The organism is Diaphorobacter sp. J5-51 (assembly GCF_001023515.1).
GTDB lineage: Bacteria > Pseudomonadota > Gammaproteobacteria > Burkholderiales > Burkholderiaceae_C > Diaphorobacter > Diaphorobacter nitroreducens.
Genome location: NZ_JSYI01000101.1, coordinates 16,116 through 33,534 on the forward strand (window position 1 = coordinate 16,116; position 17,419 = coordinate 33,534).

Sequence of the window (17,419 nt, forward strand, 5' to 3'; positions counted from 1 at the left end):
AAGGTCTCCTGCTGACGAAGAGAAGACAAGGCCCCGGGGTGGGGCCTTGCGGATCAGAACGACTCGGCAACGGCCAATGCGGGGGCATCGGCAGCGTCGTCGGCAGCATCGGCGTCGGGCTTGGAAGGCTCCGGTGCCGAGGCTTGCTGCGCGGCGGGCGCGTCGGACGTCACAGGGACTTCCGGGTCGCGCTCGTCGGTCTCGGTCGGCTTGGGTTCGGCCTTGTAGACGAGCTTGCCGTCGACCTTGATCCAACTGACGAACAGCAGGCGGGCCTTGAGGCTCACACCCTGCTCGCCGGCACGCTTCCCCTTGGAGTAGGTGAAGGTGTCGGTCCACAGGTCGCCCAGGCGGAAGCCGATCATCACCTTCTTCTCGGCGTCGACCGCCTGAATGCAGCGGCGCACCAGGTGCTGCGCTTCCGATCCCGATACGCGCGTGTCGAAACGCACATACGAGACGTCATCGCTGGGACCGTTCAGGGCTGCGATGTCGCAGGCCAGGAACGCATCGCCTTTCTTGGGCTTCACTTCGCGGATGCGATTGAGATACCCGAGGCCGGTGATGTGCAGATCGAAGTAGGACTTTTCGGTGGAAGTGGTCATGGTGAATCTCCTGAGAACAATGAGGCGGAGACACACCCGACCCAAGGCGGGGAAGGTGTGGAACCCCCGCGTGGGTTGATGGAACAGCTTGGTGGCATCGCCATCGAGAACCGATGGCCGTTCGCGCATGGATGCCGGTGCGAACTGGGGTGATCAACACGGTCGGAACCGCGTCGCAGCCTTGAAGATCGTGGCTGCCTGGGCATGTCGCTGACGGACGTCAGCGGAACATGGCCGGAAGCGTGGCGCCGGGACGACGCGCATGCGAGCGGCAATCGGCACTCGCGGCTGTCCGCATTGCCGGGAAGAAAGAGGCCCCCGAAGCGGGGGCCAGGGATGGGCGGTCAGTTACCGCTGGGTGTGGAAGGAGCCGCCTGCAGCGACAGGTGTGTCACGGTGGCGGACACGTCGAGGTCGTCCTCGCTGCGCAGGATGCGCGCAAACACGCCCTCCTGCGGATCGAAGAACTCGCCGAAGTCGTCGCCGCCGAACTCGGCACGCGCCAGCTCCCACCAGTCGTCGAAGGCATCGACATCCGGGTTGCAGCCGGCGGCATAGGCGATGGTCTTCTGCCGACCATCGGGCCGGCGCTCGCCGCGCTCGGCCAGGAAGTACACGCCCTGATCCTTGACCAGGATGACGCGGCATTGATTCGCCACCGCTTCGGCGAGCACGGGCCGCAGCTCCGTGCCTTTGAATCGAACAGTCATGGGTTTGATCTCCAGGGGGCAGGAAGAGAGGCTTCCCGCCGCGAGGGCGGGAAGCTGCTGGGAGGTTCAGTGCCGGACAGCCTTGCGACCCGACAGGCACTGCACGCGGATGCGTCTCCAGCTCCCGTCGTCGATCAGCCGTTCCAGCGTCTCGCCGAGGGTGTCGAAGAACACCTCATCGACCCGTTCGATCAGCTCGCCGTCGCGGTGCAGCTCCACCGCGTAGAGGTCGAGGCCACGCTCATACAGCACGGTGACGCAACCCTGGAACTTCATCGTGGCGACGGTGAAGCCGATGGCCGGCGGCGTGCGGATGATGTCGGCGGGCAGCGGATCGACCCAGGTGATGTCCCGCGCACCGGCATCCACCAGCATGTGGGTGATGCGCCGGAAGCCGTCGGGAGCGGGCAACTGCTCCAGTTGGTCGATCAGTTCCTGCAGCTCGGGGCAGCGCGGCTCGGGGATCGGCAGCTTCGCCGGTGCGGACCCGAGCACGAACCGCTTCACCGTGTAGGGCTGGCCGTCGGCGGTGAACTCGGTCTGCTCCTCGGGCGTGTCCGCCCGCTGACCGTCGAAGCGGCGTCTGACATAGGGTTCGACCTGCACCTTGGCGCCTTCGTCGGGCACCTCGGTCACGAGCGTGCGATCGAGCACCGCGAACTCGGCCCGTCCCGTCTTGACAACGATGGCCTCGTCGGTAGTGGCGATGACCTTGCCCTCGAAAGGCTTCGGGTCGATGTGAAAGCCCAGCGTCGAAACCTTGGGCTGGCCGTCGAAGATGTTGAACTTGAACGAACGGACGTTGGAAGGCACATGACCGACGACGAGCGTCGGCATCTGTGCGCGGATGGCTTGGGTATCCATGGGGAGACTCCTTGTGGCAACCAAGGGACTCCCGCCCGCAAGGGAGGTATGTCCCTTGAGGGTGAGTTGGATGGACGCGGTATGCGTCCGGCGAAAGAAACGACCAGCACGGCGAACCGCGCCGCAGTCTCGAAGGTCTCGACTGCCTGGGCATGCTGCCGGCAACGCCAGCGAACATGCGGCCAGCGTGCGGCACATGGCGGCGACCGTCCGTTGGGAATCGGCAATGCGCCGGCACCGCGTTCCGCGAAAAAGAAGAGCCCCGACGTGGGGGCTCGAATGGGTTGCGGGTTACTCGTCGTCGTAGAGCGTCAGCCCGTCCAGCACGGGCGCGTCGGCATCGAACACCAACATGCGAACGTCGGCGAGCGCAGCCAGGTGCAACACTTCCACGAGGGACTCCGGCACGCCCTTGGCCCGGTGCTCCTGCCGCAGCTCTTCGGCGGTGATGCCCTCGACATGCTGCAGGTTCGCATCCGTCCAGGGGGTGGCGATCAACTTCACGCCGATCGCGGGGCTGTACGGGATGCGGAAGGCGACGAACAGAAAACCGCTCGGCGTGGCGATGTCGGCCAGGTTGGCCAGATAGCGGCCGGCCTCCTCGGTGATGTGCGCCGAGCTGATTTCCCAGGCACGGCTGTAGAACCCGGTCTCGAAGCGCAGGCGCCGCACCACCTCGCGCGCGGCTTCCTCGGAGTAGGTATCGCCGACGTGCAGCGGCTGGCCGGCTTCTTCGGCCATCACGGCGTAGACGAGGTTTCGGGCGATACCGTGGCTGGGGCACTGCGCGTCCAGCTCGGGCGGCACGTTCTGGCGCTCGGTGATCAGCGCGAAGTCGTCGCAGAAGACGCAGGCATGGCGCTCGACCTGGCTGTCCGGCAGGTGCGACTGCGAGACGTGCAGCGGGAGGTAGCTCAGCGGGCAGTCGTCGTCGTAGAAAATCGCCAGCAGCCGTTGCACGGACAGGCCATCGTAGCCGCGGACGAAGGGATTGTTGGAATGGGACATGGGATTCCTCCAGCAGAGGATGGCCGAGGCAATCCCCTGCCGGGGATTGAACCCCAGCGGGTGGATGAAGTGGCAGCCGGTCAGCCGGCCGCGGCGTCGGGCCGCCCTGGTGGCGGGCGGTGTAGGTCAGTGGAAGATGTGATTCGGGACATGGCCGCTCCTGCGAAAGGAAGGAGGGACATGGCCCCGAACGGGGACGCATGTCCCTCGTGGGGTGGGATGAAAAGACGGTGGGTTGCCAGGCGCGGCTCACCAGCCGTTGTAGTGCAGCGTGAGGTCGGCGATGACCTGGCGCCGTTCCAGATCGAGGCCGCCGAAGTCGGACAGCCCCTCGAAGCCGCAACGCTTGAGCATCGCGCCGCCCTCGCGGGAGTTGTAGAAGCTCACCATCGCGGACAGGAACATGCGTTGACCGCTGCTCAGCACGCCCAAGGCGTCGTTGAGCATCAGCATGTTGGGCCGCAGGTCCCACTTGGTGGTGGCACGCTGCAGACCTTCGCGTGTGCCGTCGCCGAACCACTCGTGGCCGGCGATCTGCGCGCCGCGCTTCCAGGCCTCGAAGAAGGCCTGCGGTGCAGCGTCGAAGTGCGCCTGTTCCAGCGCCATCTGATCGAGCACGTCTTCGGGCAAAGACAGATTCATGAGAGCGACTCCTTGAAGGGTGGGAATCAGGGGTGAGCGCGCTGCGTCCAGGCATGGGTATCCAGGGCGCGCTGTGCTGCGAGGTGGGTCGGGAAATACTCGACGGACTCCCGCGATACCGGGCCTTCGTCGTCTTGCGTGCCGATGTAGTGGCCGGCCGCGCTGCGCAGCACCTGTAGCGGCAGACGCTTGCCGGTCCAGGCCAGCGCCAGCGCACCACTGCGTACTGCGGTTGCAGAGGAAGATGCGGAAGGTTCAGACATGCCTTGCTCCTTGGTGGGTCGGGGAGCACGCATCCCGCAGGGGATGGGGTTCCCCTCGGGTGGTTGAAAAAAGCGCATCGTCGCCAAGCCGGCGAGCGTCCGCGGTGGCCGATGCGAAGCGGACTGGATCGGTCAACGCGGCGAACCGCGTTGCAGTCTTGAAGACCGAGACTGCCAGGGCATGCCGCTGACGACTGTCAGCAACGCATGGCGTGAGGATGGGCGCGAGGCAAGGCTGCCGTCGCAGGGAAATCCGAATCGCGGACGGTCCGCTTTAGGGCAATGGCCCGCGTCGCGGGACAAGGCAAAGACCAGGGCGCCGAAGGCCACGCGGGCCTTCGGCTGGAGAGGAAGGAAAACCACCTGTGGGCTGCGTCAGCGCAGGCCGTCGTCAAAGCCGTTCGCTGCATCAGCAATTGCACCCGGCCCGTTTCGTGGCTGGGGCCGGAAACCTCTGGCGTGCATCCACACACAAAGGGAGCCCGATGTTTCGCCGGCGGGCACCGGCACGGAATACCCTCGGCCCAAGGGGCCTCCTCACGGCTCGCGCGGCGGCAAGGCGTCAGGAAGCCCCTCATGACCGAGGCAAGGCAACCGATCAAGGGAATGGCGGCGGGCGCGATTCGTGGAGCAATGACCTTCTCGCCCCGTCGCCCGATGGCGGGCAGACGGGGCGCGCACACCGTTGCAGAAGGAGACGCGCGCTGGGGAGTCCCGCCACACGCGGGACGTTTGCCCCGCCGCCAGGAAAGCGGCCGGCGTGGCAGAGGGATGCGTAGGCGTCAGGACGCCTTGGGTACTGTGCGCCGCTTGCGTGGCGCACCGCGCTTGCTTGCCGAGGATTCGACCGGCAGCGTGCCCTTGCAGTCTGGATAACGGCTGCATGACCAGAACGCGCCGCTCTTGCCGGTACGCTGGCGCATCGGCGTGCCGCACTGCGGGCAGGGCGGCGACGGCGGCAGCGCGATGGAAAGCGTCGCGCCCCGATGCTGCTGCACGAGCTGGGCCACCCAGGCGGATTGCTTGACGATGAAGGTGTCCAGCGTCATCTGGCCGGCCTCGATCATGTCGAGCGCCTGCTCCCACACCGCCGTGGTGCCAGGGTCGGCGATGGCCGAGGGCACCGCGTCGATGAGCGTGAATGCTGCGTCGGAAGCGCGGACGGCACGGCCTTTCTTGACCAGGTAGCCGCGACCGATCAGACCGTTGATGATGTTGGCGCGTGTCGCCTCGGTGCCGATACCGGTGGTATCTCGCAGCTTCTGTTTCAGCCGCGGGTCGGTCACGAACTTGGCGACGGTCTTCATGGCCTTGATCAGCTCGCCCTGCGTGTAGGGCTTGGGCGGCAGCGTCTTCAGCGCCTTGAGATCCACCTTCCCGACCGGGTAGGACAGGCCCGCATGCAGCGCCGGCAGCACCTGGCTGCGCTGCGCATCCTCGCCATCGGCATCGTCCGGCCCCGGCGTCGCCAGCACCTCACGCCAGCCGGTGACGGCGATCTGCTTGCCCACGGCCGCCAGCGACTGACTGCCGCACGAGAACTGCGCCACCGTCCGGTCGAACTCATGGTGCGGGAGGAACTGCGCGAGGTAATGGGCGCGGATCAGCCGGTAGACGGCCAGTTCCTTCTCGTTCATGGCCGACAGGTTGGCGGGCTCCAGCGTCGGGATGATGCCGTGGTGAGCCGTCACCTTGCCGTCGTTCCAGGCGCGCGAACGCTGTTGGCGATCCAGGCGCTCGATCAGCGGCCGCAGGCTGGGGTCGGTCTTGACCAGGCTGTCCAGCACCGTCGGCACTTCGGCCAGCATGCTCTCGGGTAGGTAGCCCGAATCCGAGCGCGGATACGTTGTCGCCTTGTGCGTCTCGTACAGCGCCTGGGCAATGTCCAGCGTCTCCTGCACGTCGAGGCTCAACTGCTTGGAGCACACCTCCTGCAGCGTGCCCAGGTCGAACGGCAGCGGCGGCCCTTCGCGAACGCGCTCGGTTTCTACCGACAGCACCTGGGCGGAGCCGGCCGTGCGCAGGCGCTCGGCGGCCTGCTGCGCCACCGGCTGTTGCAGGCAGCGGCCCGCATCGTCGGTGCTGCCTTGCGGCGGCGTCCAGCTTGCGACGAAGGACTGGCCTGCATGCGAAAGCGCAACCTCGATGGCCCAGAACGGTACGCAGACGAAGCGCGCGATCTCGCGATCACGATCGACGACCAGCTTCAGCGTCGGCGTCTGCACACGCCCCACCGACAGCACGCCGGTGTAGCCGGCCTGCCGACCTAGAAGCGTGAACAAGCGGCTCAGGTTCATCCCGATCAGCCAGTCGGCGCGCGATCGGGCGAGTGCGGAGAAATACAGCGGCAGCGTCTCGGCGGACGGCTTGAGCGCGCCCAGTGCCTTGCGGATCGACGCATCGTTGAGCGCCGACAGCCACAGGCGCTGAATCGGCCCGCGGTAGCCGCATAGCTCGATGATTTCGCGGGCGATCATCTCGCCCTCGCGGTCGGCGTCGGTCGCAATCACCAGCTCGCCCGCCTTGGCGACGAGCTGCTGCACGACCTTGAATTGCGCTGCGGTCGCCGCCTTGGGCTCGACACGCCAACGCTCAGGAAGAATGGGCAGTTGCTCGATGGCCCAGCGCTTGTAGTGCTCGCCGTAACCTTCGGGCGGAACCGCCTCCACCAGATGACCGATGCACCAGGTCACGACGACACCGGCGCCGCTGTAGCAGCCGTTGCCGCGTTGACCGACACCCAGCACACGGGCGATGTCCTTGCCCTGGGACGGCTTCTCGCACAGGAACACGCGCATGAAGCCTCCTTGGAAATGTGCGGGTCATCGGATGGGCGTCAGCTTGGCGGGACCGGGAGATGCCGGCAGCAAGGAAGCCGATTGATGCAGACACCGCTTTGTGATCGGCAGGCGGTCCGTTGGCGCAGCCGCAGGTGCTGGCACAGCAAGAGCGTCGTTTCGGGAGGGCGGCTGGAACTCCGTGGACGACCTTGGAGCTATCCCCTGGGGATAGCTCGCTGGTGCATCGCGGGCGTATGACGGTTGCTACAGCCGCCCTCGGGGGAACGGCGATGGGCGAATTACTGTCCGCCGGCCGGCTTGGTGCTGAGCGCCACGGACTCGATGCGGTACGGCAGGATGCCCACGCGCCGCGCCTCGACCTTGAACGTCACGCGCTCGTTCTCGTCGGCGTCCTCCCATTCGTCGCGCACGGTGCGGCCCTCGACCAGCACCCGCATGCCTTTCTGGTACAGCGTCTTCCAGTGCTCGGCGTCGCGGTGCCACAGCTCCACGGGCGCCCAGAAGCCGCCGCGATCTTCGTACTCGCCGTCCTTCTTCGGGATCGGGTTGTCGAAGTAGACGTTCAAGCGAAGCAGCCGGCGCGGCTCGTCGTTGCCGTTCGGAAATTCGCGGTAGTCCGGCGCAGAACCGATGTTGCCCTCGCCGACGAAGTGCGTGCTCATGGTGACTCCTTGGTGGTGGGTGGAACGGACGCGGTATGCCCGTGGACGCGCCGCAGGTAAGCCGCTTCGGCCTGCGCGGCCTTGTTGGCGCATTCCTGGGCTTGGCGAGCGATGCTGTGGGTCAGGCTGATCTGCATGTTCAGCACGATGCGCTGCAGTTCGATCGCGTACAGTTCGTCGATCAGCGAGGCCGGCGTCGCGGGGTTGGCCAGCAGGGCCTCCCACAACGCCACGCCCATCGAGGAACGGTCGAGGTTGCGCCAGCGCAGGAAGGTCGTCCCTGCGCCAGTGGCCTGCTGGGCCAGTTGCACGTCGAGCAGACTGAAGGGGTAGGCGCGCGCCTGGGGCAGCACGCGCCGCTGCGCCAGGCCAATCACGTCGTCGCGCAGCGCTGCGCACTGGCTGGCCCAGGTCTCCAGACTCCCCTTACCCTTAAAAGGCTGTAAAAGGCCTTTTAGGTAGCCTGCGTGTTCCAGCCGCTGGAAGTCCGCCTGTTCCAGCGCCACGAAGCGCGTGGAGTGGCTGATAGGGGGCGATGCTGTCATGCGCCAGCACCCTCATCGCCCGCGGCACCATCGGCTGCGCCACCCGTGGGAGCCTGCGCATCGGGCTCGATGGCGGGCGCTGCAGGCGGCGTGCCGGGCTTGGTCGTCCGCCGCGCGATCGGTGGCGCGAAGCGCGAGCGGCGCGTGCCTTCCAGCACGTCCTGCGGCAACTCGCCGAACTTCTCCAGCGCCGCTCGCGCCGCCGCGTTCTTCGCCGCGAAGTCGTCGCGCGTGGTGCCCGAGTAGCGGTACAGCTGGGCCAGCGAGAACAGGCTGCGCAGCGCGTGCGCGCCATCATTGAGCCAGCGCTCCAAGGTGCTGCGGTCGATCAGCGCCGTGTGGTGCGCCAGGATGAGTTTGCGTGCCAGGTCGTCGTAGTCGGCCAGCAGGTAGACGGCGGCAAAGCCGAGCTGGGCATTCACGAACAGCGGCAGCTTCACCGGCTGCACATTCAAGTTCTCGCCCAGGCTGAGCGCGGGAGGAGCACCGGCCAAGGCCTGGTCCACCTGTTCGCGCAGCGCCTGAAGTCGTGTCTTGGTGTCGCCGAGCTTGTCCTCGATGCGCAACATCCACCAGTCCGAGTAGGGATCGTCCTGTTCGGCGCCGCGCTTCATCTTGTTCATGATGGAGATGAAGCCGTTCAAGCCGACGATGCCGGCCTTGCCTTCGGCTTGGGCGCGCCCATGCCAGATGCGCGAAGCGTGGTGGGTGTGCAGCGTCAGCGACATCGCGCTGCGCAGAGACCCGAGGTTCAGTTGCAGTGGTTCATTGGCCATGTTGACGACTCGCGAATAGGAAACGAGTCGCCAGCATCGGCATCGGCCGGAAGGCTGTCAGTCAACAAACCGCAGCCCATGCGCGCCCGGTTTGTTCCGCACGGAAGGCTGTGTGTGCCGGCTATCCCCTGGGGATAGGTCGGCGGGGTCGTTCGCGGCTCGCGCGGAGGTGAGACCGCGCTGCGGGTCTATGCCTCGCGAGGTCTGTACCAGGCGGCCCGTTGCCCCTCCACCTCACGGTAGCGAAGCTCGAACAGGCGGCACTCGTGCACCACCTGCCGCCAACTGCTGCAGCCGTACTTGGCTGGAAGCTGCTCGGGATGCCGGTCCGCGATCCAGCGGCCAGCGGCGACGATGGGTGTCCAGCCCTCGACGGCCAACTGCGCGGCGGCCTCGCGCAGCGCGCGAACGATGCCGGCGGCCGGCCAGTCCACCGTGCCGTCCGGCGCGATGCCATTGACCACCAGGTCGTGGAACACATCCGACTGGACGAACTCCGCTGCCAGGCGCCGCGCCTGATCCATGTGCTCGGCCCAGCCGCGCAGCTGCTCGAAGTGCTGATCGATGCGCGTGTAGGCGGAACCGAGTTCGTCCTGTGCAGCGCGGCACCCGTCCACGGTCCATAGATCGTGCTGGTCGATGAAGTGGTGCACCAGGGTGTTGCGCAGCGATACCAGGTCTTTGAGGTCGGCCTGGGTCTTGGCGTAGTCCTGCGCAGAGAGGCTCAGTTGCACGCGCGTGCGAAAGGAAATCACGTCGCCGGGAAGATCGTCGTCGCGTTCCTTGCCACCATTTCCATCGGTGACGACATACGAACCAAACAGTTGTCCGACCAACGTGCCCAGGGTCTTGGCTGCGGCATCTTCAATCCGCGCTGCGCGAATGGCCTCCAGCGAATGCGCCGGGCCTGAAATCTCGTGGTGCGCCACGATGGCTTTCATGAGGCGCTCGTATTGTTGAAGGCGCAACAGGCATCTGCCCAGCAAGCGCTGAACGTCTCGCTGTAGTGGTTGCAGTGCGTTTGTGACGGGGGAAGTCGTCATGTCCATCATCGGCCGGGCTCGTGCGCGGCTGTCCTCGTCTGATTCACAGGCGACAGTTTCGCCTGTCGTTCGGCGGGCGACAATCGAGCGCGGCGGAAAGGTGCCTGTTCCAGCTATCCCCTGGGGATAGTCAACATCAGCGATCACGCAAGGCTTCTCGGAGCTGAGCCAGGTAGGCACGTGCCACCTCGGGGTCAGCCGCACGGGATGCCGGCGGTGACGATGGCGCAGGTGGCGGGGGCGCTGGGGGCGCCGATGCACTTTCTCCGGCCCAGGCCTTGAACTCCCCGCGGATGGCCTTCTGGATGATGCCGAACAGATAGCCGGCCGGGTTGCGCACCGCGCTGTTGCGGCAGCGTGCCGCCCACTCGTCGAGCACGGCCTGCCGCTGCGCCTCGTCCACCTGCTGCAGCGCCACCAGCGCGCCGGCCTGCTGCTCGTCCTTCAAGCGCAGGAAACGCTCGGGCAGCCGCAGGTTCTGCAAGGCCCTCGCGCGCGGTACTGTACGTACTTCATTTATACGATCATTACGTACTGTACGGTCCTCCTTCGGAATCCGAAGAGAGCCGTCCGGCGCGGGTTTCGGCCCTGCTTCGGATTCCGAAGACGGGCGCGCAGCATTCCGAAGAAAGGCATCCCGGCCTTCTTCGGAATCGTAGTCGGCGACCTCCTGTGGATAACTCTCCGCCGCCAAGCCGTGGCGTGTCATGCGCTGCGCCAGCACCTGCAAGCGGGTCGGTAGCGTGCGGCCGCTGAGCAGCGGGTCTTCGGCAATTTCCTTGAGCGTGTTCATGCCCACGATCTGTACCGCCTTGGCGGCATGGGTCAGCGCCTGGCTGACCAGGCCGAGGTAGTCGGTATCGAGCTGCATCGCCTCGAAGGGTGTCAGCGGTTCGTCGTGCAGCACGTAGAGGTTTCCCTGGATGCGACCGGTCTTCGGGTCGCGCCGTCGTCGCACCAGGCTCAGCCAGCGCGTCAGCCGCAACAACGTCAGGGCGCGCGCCACGGTCTCGTGCGATGCCTGCGCCGCGCAGGGCATCGAGGCCAAGTAGGGGCGCAATTGGTCGTAGGTGGGAAAGGCGGTCACGCCGTCGTCGTTGAGCTGCAGGCGGAACACCTGCCAGGCGTTTCGCTCCAGCGGCGTCAGGCGCCGGTCGAGGAACAGCCGGCGCGGCACGCTCTCATGGCGGTTGCCGCTGTAGAGGAAACCGTCGGCGGCCGGCGCCGTTCCCTGCGCCGGCTGTAGGTGCTGCAGGGCCTCGTCGAAGAGCGCGGACAGCGCAATGGGGCCTTCGCGCCGTGGTGCGCCGCCCGTGGTCATGGCTATGCCAGCCCCTGGTCGATCCAGTTTCGTATCGCCGCCCACACCACCGACATCGGCAGGCTCATCGCCTCGGCCAGGTCCATGGTCAGCGCCAGCATCGCCATGTCGTCGGTCAGGGCGATATGGCGCTCGGTGACGGCGGCCTTCCAGTGCTCCCACAAGGCCACGTCCTGCGCCTCGTTCAGCACCGGATGTCGGCCCTTGCGTTTGGGCAGGCCGAGGATGTCCCGGCGCAGCGCCACTTCCTGATGCGTGAGGCCGTAGAACTTGCTCACCATCTCCGTGCTCGCACCCAGCCGCAACATGCGGTCGACGGTGGCGATCTCCCGCTCCACGTCATGCACCTGGCCCAGCAATCGCTGCAACACCTCGCGGTTCACCGACACCGAACACCAGGACACCGTGGCATTGACCAGCATGCTCACGAGTTCGGGATGCTTCAGCGCATCCAGCTCCTCCTCGCCGAAGCCCATGGCCTTGCAGCGGCGCAACTGGCCGTTGCGCAAGTCATGCAGGGCCTGGGCGATCACGGCTTGGTTGAGTGGGTGCGGTGCCGACATGCGGAAGCCTCCTGCGCTCAGGAATCCTGGCTCGCTACGCCGGCTTCCAGATCCAGCAGCCGGCGCGCCAGGCGCAGCAGACGGAACAGCTTCACCAGCGCAGCATCGCTCAGGCGTGTAGCCGAGCCGCCATGGCCATGCAGCAGCGCAGCCAGCTCGTCGGCCAGCCGAGCGCGGTCCACTCCGTTCGCGGAGGGCGGCGCCGCACTCAGCACATGCAGCAGGGTCAGCACCGCCCGCGCGAACGCCGGCAGCGCCTTCGCCTGGCCCACAACCGGCGCCGCGCAGACGAAGCCGATGCCGCCGTCGCTTGCTTCTATGTGGTCGGCCACCGCCGCTTCCTCGGCGATCTCGCGCGCGAACTGCGCGATATGCACGCGCAGGCGATCCGGTACGTCGAGGCCGGGCTCGATGTACCAGACATCCGAGATGGGATAGAGCCCGCCGGCCTGCACGGGGATCGCCCGCAGCGCATCGGCCTCGAAGTCGGGCAGCTTGTCGCCGAGCTGGTCCGCGACCATCCGCTGGATGGACTGCAGGCGCTCGGTGGTCGGTGCCGGTGTCACGATGTGCCCTTGCAGGCGCTCGTCGCGTTGCCCGTGCTGTTCCTCCGGCGCTTCGGGCGATGCAGGCGGTGTCGCTGCTGGCGCCGGAGGCGCGACCGGCGTGGTGTCGCGCGGCACAGACGAGGCGGATGGCTGCTGAGGCGCGGAGATCGGCGGGGGAGGAGCAGCAGGCACGACAGGCGCTACCGGTGGCGTCGGAGCCGCCGGTTCGCTGGTCAGCGCACGCTGGCGGTTTTCGCTGTCGTTGATCTCCAGAGCCAGCGTGTCGTAGTCCGCCTCCAGCAGCTCGGCCATCTGCCCCACCAGCTCGTCCTGCACCCGCTGCGGCGAGAAGTCGTCCGGCTGTGTGTCGAACTGCGTCAGCACGTCCTGAAACAAGGTGGCGAAGTCCACGGCCACGGTGCGGCCGAGCGCACGCCGCTCCCAGGTGCGCTCGCACGCATTGCGCAGCACCGCGAGCCGGTCCACCTGATGCCGACCCAATCCGCCGTACAACAGGGTCGGGATCGCCGGCAGCAGATAGCGCACCGCATCGTTCATGCGGCTGATGTGTGACTGCGGCACCGGATAGCCGTCGGAAGTCAGCCGCCGCGCGAGTTCGCTCTGCGACAGCGCCTGGCCGCTTTCCTGCTCGTAGAACTCGCGCGCCTTCTCGATGCCCAAGGCACGCTCGATGAAGGTCAGCCCGCCGCGCAGCTCGTTCTCGGCCAGGTGCCCGGTCAGCGCCACGATTTCGCCGCGCGCCGGCCACGGGCGGAACAGGCACGCAATGCGGAAGAAGCGTTCCTCCTTGGTCTCGCTCCACAACTCGCGCAGGATCGCCAGCCGCGTGTTGCCGCCGTTGCGAATGATGTAGTGCGCCTCGCCCGGTCTGCGCGTGATCGCGGGGGACGCGTCCAGCCCGCGTTCGCGGATGGACGCCTTGATCTCCGCATAGGCCGGGTTGCGGGTCACGCGCGGGTCGTGGTCGTAGGGCCGCAACTGGTCCAGGGTCACCACCATCGGCGTGTCGGCGATGGGGTCGCTCAAGGTCGCGGCCGAAGGGCCGCTGCGCTCGAAGCCGGTGGCCAGCAGCTTGGCAGCCATGTCCTGCGACGTCAGCTCAGCCACGGCCGTTCTCCTGCGCCTGCCGGTCGGCGCGGCGAAGTTGCGCGCGGGCATTGCGGTCGGCACGGTGGTCGCTCGGAGTCGAGCTGGTGTAGATCGACGCGCAGCCTTGTTTCGTGAATTTCAGGTGCCCGCCGGACGTGCGCACCACGCGCCAACCTTCGCCCAGCGCGAACTCGATCAACGCGCGCAGCCGTTCACGGCCGCGCGCCAGTTCATGCACGCTCGCCATGGCCGGCCCCTCCCGCATCGGCCCGGCCGGTGACCAGCGCGAGGCGCTCCCGCCACGCGGGGAACAGCTCGCCAGCCAGCGCGCGCATGGTCTCCAGCGCCGCGGGCGCCGCGCGGCCCGCCGGTTGGCGGTACTCCACCCGATGCACCGGCAATCCTCGTGTCGCAGCGCGCGGATAGGCTTCGATGGCCGGCACGTCGGTGTCCAGCACCTGCACGCCGGCCTGTTCCTGGAACACCTGTCGCAGCGCCTGCCGGACCAGCCGCGCGTTCGACGACACCGGATGCACACGGTTGATGAGCAGGCGCAGCGGCGGCGGTTCGATGCCCAGGTGCCGATACGGCGCGATGTCCTCGATCAGTTGCAGCGTGCCGCGCCGCAGTTCGCGCGCCGCGAGGATTTCCGGCGTCACGGGCGACAACGCCAGGTCGGACGCCAGCACCGCCATCTCCAGCAGCACGCTGCGCGCGCCCTGGGTGTCGATCAGCAGCAAGTCGTAGTGCGTGCGGAAGACGGGAAGCAAATGGCGCAGTCGCTGGCGCCCATCCGGAGCGTGCAGCAGCAGCGTGTTCAGTTCGCCGCGGTCGTCGTTGGAGAGCACCAGGTCCAGGCCCGCGATCGCGGTGCGCGACACCAGTTGCTCGATGCGCCGCTCGTTGAAGGCCAGCATCTCGTAGATGCCGCCGGGCGCGCGAACGTCCAGCGTGAAGTAGCTCGACAGCGTGGGCTGCACGTCCAGGTCCAGCAGCAGCACGCGCAGCCCGGCATCGGCGATGAAGCCGCCCAGGTTGGCCGCCGTCGTGGTCTTGCCCACGCCGCCCTTGGTCGAAATGATGGACACCACCTGCATGAGCTTCTCCTCGTCGAATGGCATGAACCGAGAAGAAGCGTCAGGCGCGTTCTTTGAGGCGATCGGCGATCCACTGTTCGATCTCCACCGAGTCCCAGCCCACCGCGCGCACGCCCAGGCGCAGCGCCTTGGGGAACTTGCCTTCCTTCATCAGGCTGTAGATGTGCGCGCGCTTGAAGCCGGTCTTGGCTTCGACCTCGGCGCGGCGCAGGATGCGGTGCTCGGTCGGTGCCGCCGTGGCGGTGGTCTGCGAAGACATGATGAGCACTCCTTGACGCTCCATGGCGCAATCGGGAAAGTGCCTCGCATTCCATCGCTGCAGGTGCCGGAAAGCACTGCAATTGCAGAGGGACGACCGGCAATTACAGCATCCGCCGGCCGTCAGCCCATGCCTTGCAGTTGGCGCCGGGCCTGCGCCAGCTTGCTCCACAGGGTCCGCTCGCTGATACCCGGCAGGTTTTCATGGTGCGCCAGCAGGGCGCTGATCACCGACTCCATGTTGCGGAAGGAGGAATACGGAGCCCCGCTGGGCGACTTGCCCAGCAGCAGCGACAGGAGACCGCCGATGATGTTCAGGTAGGTCGATTCGGCGCGTGGGCTTGGCGGACTGTCGTTCTCCGTCTTGGCCTGGCAGCTCGCGTGAGCCTGGATCAGGGCGGCGTGCTCCGAGTGCAGTGCATCGTGGGCCAGCAACAGATCGTCGAGCCTTGCCCGGACGGCTTCGCGCTCGGCCAACAGGAAGCCGAGCGATTCCTGCGTCAGGGCCGGATGCAACGCGCGTTCGATCTCATCGAAGAGGAAGGCGGGCTTTTCACCCGGGTAGTAGCGCGCCATCCACACCCGCAGATCCACATGTCGGACGACCAGCGCCGGATCGTCCAGCGCGATGGTCTGCGGGGCGTCGGCCCGGCCCGCGATACGCCGTGGCAGTTCGTCGTGGGTCAGGGCATCCAGAATGCGTTCTGCGTTCAAGCGCAGTGTCGGCCAGCGTCGGAATTCGCCCTCGTCGGGCAGGGGGCGGCCGGCCAATGCGGACAGAATCCGCTTCTCGAAGCGCAGCAGGCCGCACCAGCGAATCGACGCCTCGATCGGCCGGTAATACGTTCTCGCCGCTACCGGTGGCTGGCTTGCCCTCGCCATGGATGGCTCCTTCCCGCAATCGACACGGCCTCCATTGTCGATACCGGAAACCTGGCGAAAAGGGGCGTTCAGGAACTTGATGCAGGCCCTGAAGACAACATCCGGGGTTCATTCATTTCATGCAATTGGTCTTCTTGCGGACGCAACAAATGCCATTGGCGTCGTCAAGCGCGTCCAGCCTCGCCCCGTCGTCCAGAACGACCATGCCGAACCGTCGAGCAAGGCCGATACCGGTCCCGGGCAAGACCCAAATTGCATCGAAAAATGCGCTGATCGGCCTATGGCAGGGAGGCCGCCTCTACGGGCAGTTCCCCGACGCGGCTGGCACGCTCGATGAAACCGGACAGCCGCTCCTCGGCCTTCCGCGCCGGGTGGAGCAGATAGGTCGTCAGCAGGGCCGTGGGGCAAGCCAGGGGCCGGGCGACCACATCGCTGCGGCGGCAAGGCTGCAGATGCGCAGCACTTGAAAATCCGATGCCGTAACCAGCCGCCACCAGCGCCACCATCAAGTCATGGGTCGTCACATATTCGGCCACCACGGGCCGCGTCTCGACCGTGCGCAGCAGTTCCTCCAAGCGCCGGTCGCAACCTTCGCAAACCTGGGGGTGGGACAGGACCAGCGGATAGTTCATCACTTCCTCGAGCGGAATCCGCTGGTAGGCCAGAAGGGGGTGGCGCGTCGGCAGCGCGACGACCAACGGGTCTCGCCAAACCGGCAGGCTCACGATGTCCGGCTCGTTGCCATCGGCCACGGCCAGGCCGACGTCGTAGAGATCGTCCCGCAGGCCGGCCAGCAGATGCGACAGCGGCACCTCGAACAGGCGGATGCCCACTTCCGGCGCCTCGCTGCGGCACAGGGCAAGCAGGGCCGACAGCCGCGCCGGGGCAACCCCATCCGCCAGCGCCACGCGCAAGCTCGGCTGCTGACCTTCGGAAGCCGCCCGGGTTCTACGGCGAACCTGATCGCAAACCCGCAGCAGGCGCCGAGCATCCTCAAGCAGGACATGGCCGGAGGGGGTCAGGCGCACACCGCGCGGAGTCCGCTCCAGCAAGGTCGTCCCCAGGTTCTCCTCCAACTTGCGGATCGTGCGGGACAAAGGCGACTGCTCAATATGCAGGCGCCGGGCCGCCCGGCCGAAATGCAGCTCCTCGGCCACGGCAACAAAACAACGGAGATGACGCATGTTCATGCCATTACTCTCGCCAAGCAAAGGCCGGGCCTCGTATGAATCCTGACTCTCATTTCACATCCATTGCTTGTGCGCTTCATGAAAAAGCAATGGCTTCCAGCGAGGCTGGCAACGAGTGTCGTTGACAACGGCATGATAACAATTCCGATTGGTTTTTCTGCCCTGCTGACCCTGGCCGGCTTCGCGCTTGCCGCGCTGCGCATGTCGGCAGCCACGCGCCTAGAGCAGCGCCTGGCCACTACCATGCCGGAGCGCTTCGATCTAACCGGCGTGGTGTCGGAGTGCGCCAGGGCTACCGCATGGCTCACGCCGGGCGCGCGTTCTCGGTGGTGCTGCCATCCTGGCTGGTGGGGTGCGCGGCGCACCAGACCTGGCGGTGCAGACGTTCGACAAGCTGGTGGAGAACGTGGTGGGCTTCGCCACACCCGGCACGCCCATCCTCATCGAGCCGGCCTTCGAGGGGTCCATGGAACATGGAAGCGAGCCTGGGCGTCACCAACCAAGATCCGCCGATTCCCGCCGCACAGCAGG

The 17,419-nt window shown here is 66.7% G+C and carries 20 protein-coding genes; all 20 read right to left on the reverse strand.

Annotated elements, in window-relative coordinates:
- Positions 1-53: 53 nt before the first annotated feature.
- The 20 genes from OX89_RS13550 to OX89_RS18645 all read right to left on the reverse strand — a co-directional run bounded on the left by OX89_RS13550 (position 54) and on the right by OX89_RS18645 (position 17,363).
- The gene (locus OX89_RS13550; protein ID WP_047351005.1) at positions 54-605 is read right to left on the reverse strand and encodes an STY4534 family ICE replication protein; all 552 of its coding nucleotides are present in this window, start codon (positions 603-605) and stop codon (positions 54-56) included.
- 344 nt (positions 606-949) lie between these two features.
- Complete coding sequence (locus tag OX89_RS13555; protein WP_047351006.1) at positions 950-1,315, reverse strand: DUF3085 domain-containing protein; 366 nt, start codon at positions 1,313-1,315, stop codon at positions 950-952.
- Positions 1,316-1,381: 66 nt separating this feature from the next.
- Positions 1,382-2,179, reverse strand: a complete 798-nt coding sequence (locus OX89_RS13560; protein ID WP_047351007.1) for a hypothetical protein — start codon at positions 2,177-2,179, stop codon at positions 1,382-1,384.
- A 291-nt stretch (positions 2,180-2,470) separates the two neighbouring features.
- Positions 2,471-3,187 carry a hypothetical protein gene (locus tag OX89_RS13565; RefSeq protein ID WP_047351008.1) on the reverse strand — a complete coding sequence of 239 codons (717 nt, stop codon included), beginning with the start codon at positions 3,185-3,187 and terminating at the stop codon, positions 2,471-2,473.
- 249 nt (positions 3,188-3,436) lie between these two features.
- Positions 3,437-3,829, reverse strand: a complete 393-nt coding sequence (locus OX89_RS13570) for a hypothetical protein (protein WP_003141051.1) — start codon at positions 3,827-3,829, stop codon at positions 3,437-3,439.
- Positions 3,830-3,855: 26 nt separating this feature from the next.
- Positions 3,856-4,092: a hypothetical protein gene (locus tag OX89_RS13575; protein WP_010792170.1), complete on the reverse strand. Its 237-nt coding sequence runs from the start codon at positions 4,090-4,092 to the stop codon at positions 3,856-3,858.
- A 782-nt stretch (positions 4,093-4,874) separates the two neighbouring features.
- Entirely contained in the window at positions 4,875-6,890 is a 2,016-nt protein-coding gene (locus OX89_RS13580) for a DNA topoisomerase III (RefSeq protein WP_047351009.1), read from the reverse strand.
- A gap of 281 nt (positions 6,891-7,171) precedes the next feature.
- Positions 7,172-7,555 (reverse strand): single-stranded DNA-binding protein, encoded by a 384-nt coding sequence (locus OX89_RS13585; RefSeq protein WP_003141056.1) that lies wholly within the window; start codon positions 7,553-7,555, stop codon positions 7,172-7,174.
- Entirely contained in the window at positions 7,552-8,100 is a 549-nt protein-coding gene (locus tag OX89_RS13590; protein ID WP_047351010.1) for a DUF3158 family protein, read from the reverse strand. Before OX89_RS13590 ends, OX89_RS13585 begins: the two co-directional genes overlap by 4 nt.
- Entirely contained in the window at positions 8,097-8,876 is a 780-nt protein-coding gene (locus OX89_RS13595) for a PFL_4669 family integrating conjugative element protein (RefSeq protein ID WP_047351011.1), read from the reverse strand. Before OX89_RS13595 ends, OX89_RS13590 begins: the two co-directional genes overlap by 4 nt.
- 188 nt (positions 8,877-9,064) lie before the next feature.
- Positions 9,065-9,817, reverse strand: a complete 753-nt coding sequence (locus tag OX89_RS13600; protein WP_047351012.1) for an OST-HTH/LOTUS domain-containing protein — start codon at positions 9,815-9,817, stop codon at positions 9,065-9,067.
- Positions 9,818-10,055: 238 nt separating this feature from the next.
- The gene (locus OX89_RS13605; RefSeq protein ID WP_047351013.1) at positions 10,056-11,240 is read right to left on the reverse strand and encodes an STY4528 family pathogenicity island replication protein; all 1,185 of its coding nucleotides are present in this window, start codon (positions 11,238-11,240) and stop codon (positions 10,056-10,058) included.
- A gap of 2 nt (positions 11,241-11,242) precedes the next feature.
- Positions 11,243-11,803 carry a DUF2857 domain-containing protein gene (locus OX89_RS13610; RefSeq protein ID WP_047351014.1) on the reverse strand — a complete coding sequence of 187 codons (561 nt, stop codon included), beginning with the start codon at positions 11,801-11,803 and terminating at the stop codon, positions 11,243-11,245.
- 17 nt (positions 11,804-11,820) lie between these two features.
- The gene (locus tag OX89_RS13615) at positions 11,821-13,479 is read right to left on the reverse strand and encodes a ParB family protein (RefSeq protein ID WP_047351015.1); all 1,659 of its coding nucleotides are present in this window, start codon (positions 13,477-13,479) and stop codon (positions 11,821-11,823) included.
- Positions 13,472-13,708 (reverse strand): hypothetical protein, encoded by a 237-nt coding sequence (locus OX89_RS13620; RefSeq protein WP_047351016.1) that lies wholly within the window; start codon positions 13,706-13,708, stop codon positions 13,472-13,474. Before OX89_RS13620 ends, OX89_RS13615 begins: the two co-directional genes overlap by 8 nt.
- Positions 13,692-14,558: a ParA family protein gene (locus tag OX89_RS13625; protein ID WP_047351041.1), complete on the reverse strand. Its 867-nt coding sequence runs from the start codon at positions 14,556-14,558 to the stop codon at positions 13,692-13,694. Before OX89_RS13625 ends, OX89_RS13620 begins: the two co-directional genes overlap by 17 nt.
- Positions 14,559-14,598: 40 nt before the next feature.
- Positions 14,599-14,817 carry an AlpA family transcriptional regulator gene (locus OX89_RS13630; protein ID WP_016446183.1) on the reverse strand — a complete coding sequence of 73 codons (219 nt, stop codon included), beginning with the start codon at positions 14,815-14,817 and terminating at the stop codon, positions 14,599-14,601.
- A gap of 122 nt (positions 14,818-14,939) precedes the next feature.
- Entirely contained in the window at positions 14,940-15,698 is a 759-nt protein-coding gene (locus OX89_RS13635) for a hypothetical protein (protein ID WP_047351017.1), read from the reverse strand.
- Positions 15,699-15,976: 278 nt separating this feature from the next.
- Positions 15,977-16,888: a LysR family transcriptional regulator gene (locus OX89_RS13640; protein ID WP_047351018.1), complete on the reverse strand. Its 912-nt coding sequence runs from the start codon at positions 16,886-16,888 to the stop codon at positions 15,977-15,979.
- A 304-nt stretch (positions 16,889-17,192) separates the two neighbouring features.
- On the reverse strand, positions 17,193-17,363 hold the full coding sequence (locus tag OX89_RS18645) for a hypothetical protein (protein WP_157497468.1): 171 nt from the start codon (positions 17,361-17,363) through the stop codon (positions 17,193-17,195).
- Positions 17,364-17,419 lie beyond the last annotated feature (56 nt).

Bases quoted from the DNA above. Each gene is read 5' to 3' on its own strand.
- OX89_RS13610 (WP_047351014.1), bottom strand. From the start codon at position 11,803: ATGTCGGCACCGCACCCACTCAACCAAGCCGTGATCGCCCAGGCCCTG.
- OX89_RS13640 (WP_047351018.1), bottom strand. From the start codon at position 16,888: ATGAACATGCGTCATCTCCGTTGTTTTGTTGCCGTGGCCGAGGAGCTG.
- OX89_RS13580 (WP_047351009.1), bottom strand. From the start codon at position 6,890: ATGCGCGTGTTCCTGTGCGAGAAGCCGTCCCAGGGCAAGGACATCGCC.
- OX89_RS13560 (WP_047351007.1), bottom strand. From the start codon at position 2,179: ATGGATACCCAAGCCATCCGCGCACAGATGCCGACGCTCGTCGTCGGT.
- OX89_RS13575 (WP_010792170.1), bottom strand. From the start codon at position 4,092: ATGTCTGAACCTTCCGCATCTTCCTCTGCAACCGCAGTACGCAGTGGT.
- OX89_RS13605 (WP_047351013.1), bottom strand. From the start codon at position 11,240: ATGACCACGGGCGGCGCACCACGGCGCGAAGGCCCCATTGCGCTGTCC.
- OX89_RS13625 (WP_047351041.1), bottom strand. From the start codon at position 14,558: ATGCAGGTGGTGTCCATCATTTCGACCAAGGGCGGCGTGGGCAAGACC.
- OX89_RS13565 (WP_047351008.1), bottom strand. From the start codon at position 3,187: ATGTCCCATTCCAACAATCCCTTCGTCCGCGGCTACGATGGCCTGTCC.
- OX89_RS18645 (WP_157497468.1), bottom strand. From the start codon at position 17,363: ATGTTCCATGGACCCCTCGAAGGCCGGCTCGATGAGGATGGGCGTGCC.
- OX89_RS13620 (WP_047351016.1), bottom strand. From the start codon at position 13,708: ATGGCGAGCGTGCATGAACTGGCGCGCGGCCGTGAACGGCTGCGCGCG.
- OX89_RS13570 (WP_003141051.1), bottom strand. From the start codon at position 3,829: ATGAATCTGTCTTTGCCCGAAGACGTGCTCGATCAGATGGCGCTGGAA.
- OX89_RS13590 (WP_047351010.1), bottom strand. From the start codon at position 8,100: ATGACAGCATCGCCCCCTATCAGCCACTCCACGCGCTTCGTGGCGCTG.
- OX89_RS13585 (WP_003141056.1), bottom strand. From the start codon at position 7,555: ATGAGCACGCACTTCGTCGGCGAGGGCAACATCGGTTCTGCGCCGGAC.
- OX89_RS13555 (WP_047351006.1), bottom strand. From the start codon at position 1,315: ATGACTGTTCGATTCAAAGGCACGGAGCTGCGGCCCGTGCTCGCCGAA.
- OX89_RS13600 (WP_047351012.1), bottom strand. From the start codon at position 9,817: ATGAAAGCCATCGTGGCGCACCACGAGATTTCAGGCCCGGCGCATTCG.
- OX89_RS13630 (WP_016446183.1), bottom strand. From the start codon at position 14,817: ATGTCTTCGCAGACCACCGCCACGGCGGCACCGACCGAGCACCGCATC.
- OX89_RS13595 (WP_047351011.1), bottom strand. From the start codon at position 8,876: ATGGCCAATGAACCACTGCAACTGAACCTCGGGTCTCTGCGCAGCGCG.
- OX89_RS13550 (WP_047351005.1), bottom strand. From the start codon at position 605: ATGACCACTTCCACCGAAAAGTCCTACTTCGATCTGCACATCACCGGC.
- OX89_RS13635 (WP_047351017.1), bottom strand. From the start codon at position 15,698: ATGGCGAGGGCAAGCCAGCCACCGGTAGCGGCGAGAACGTATTACCGG.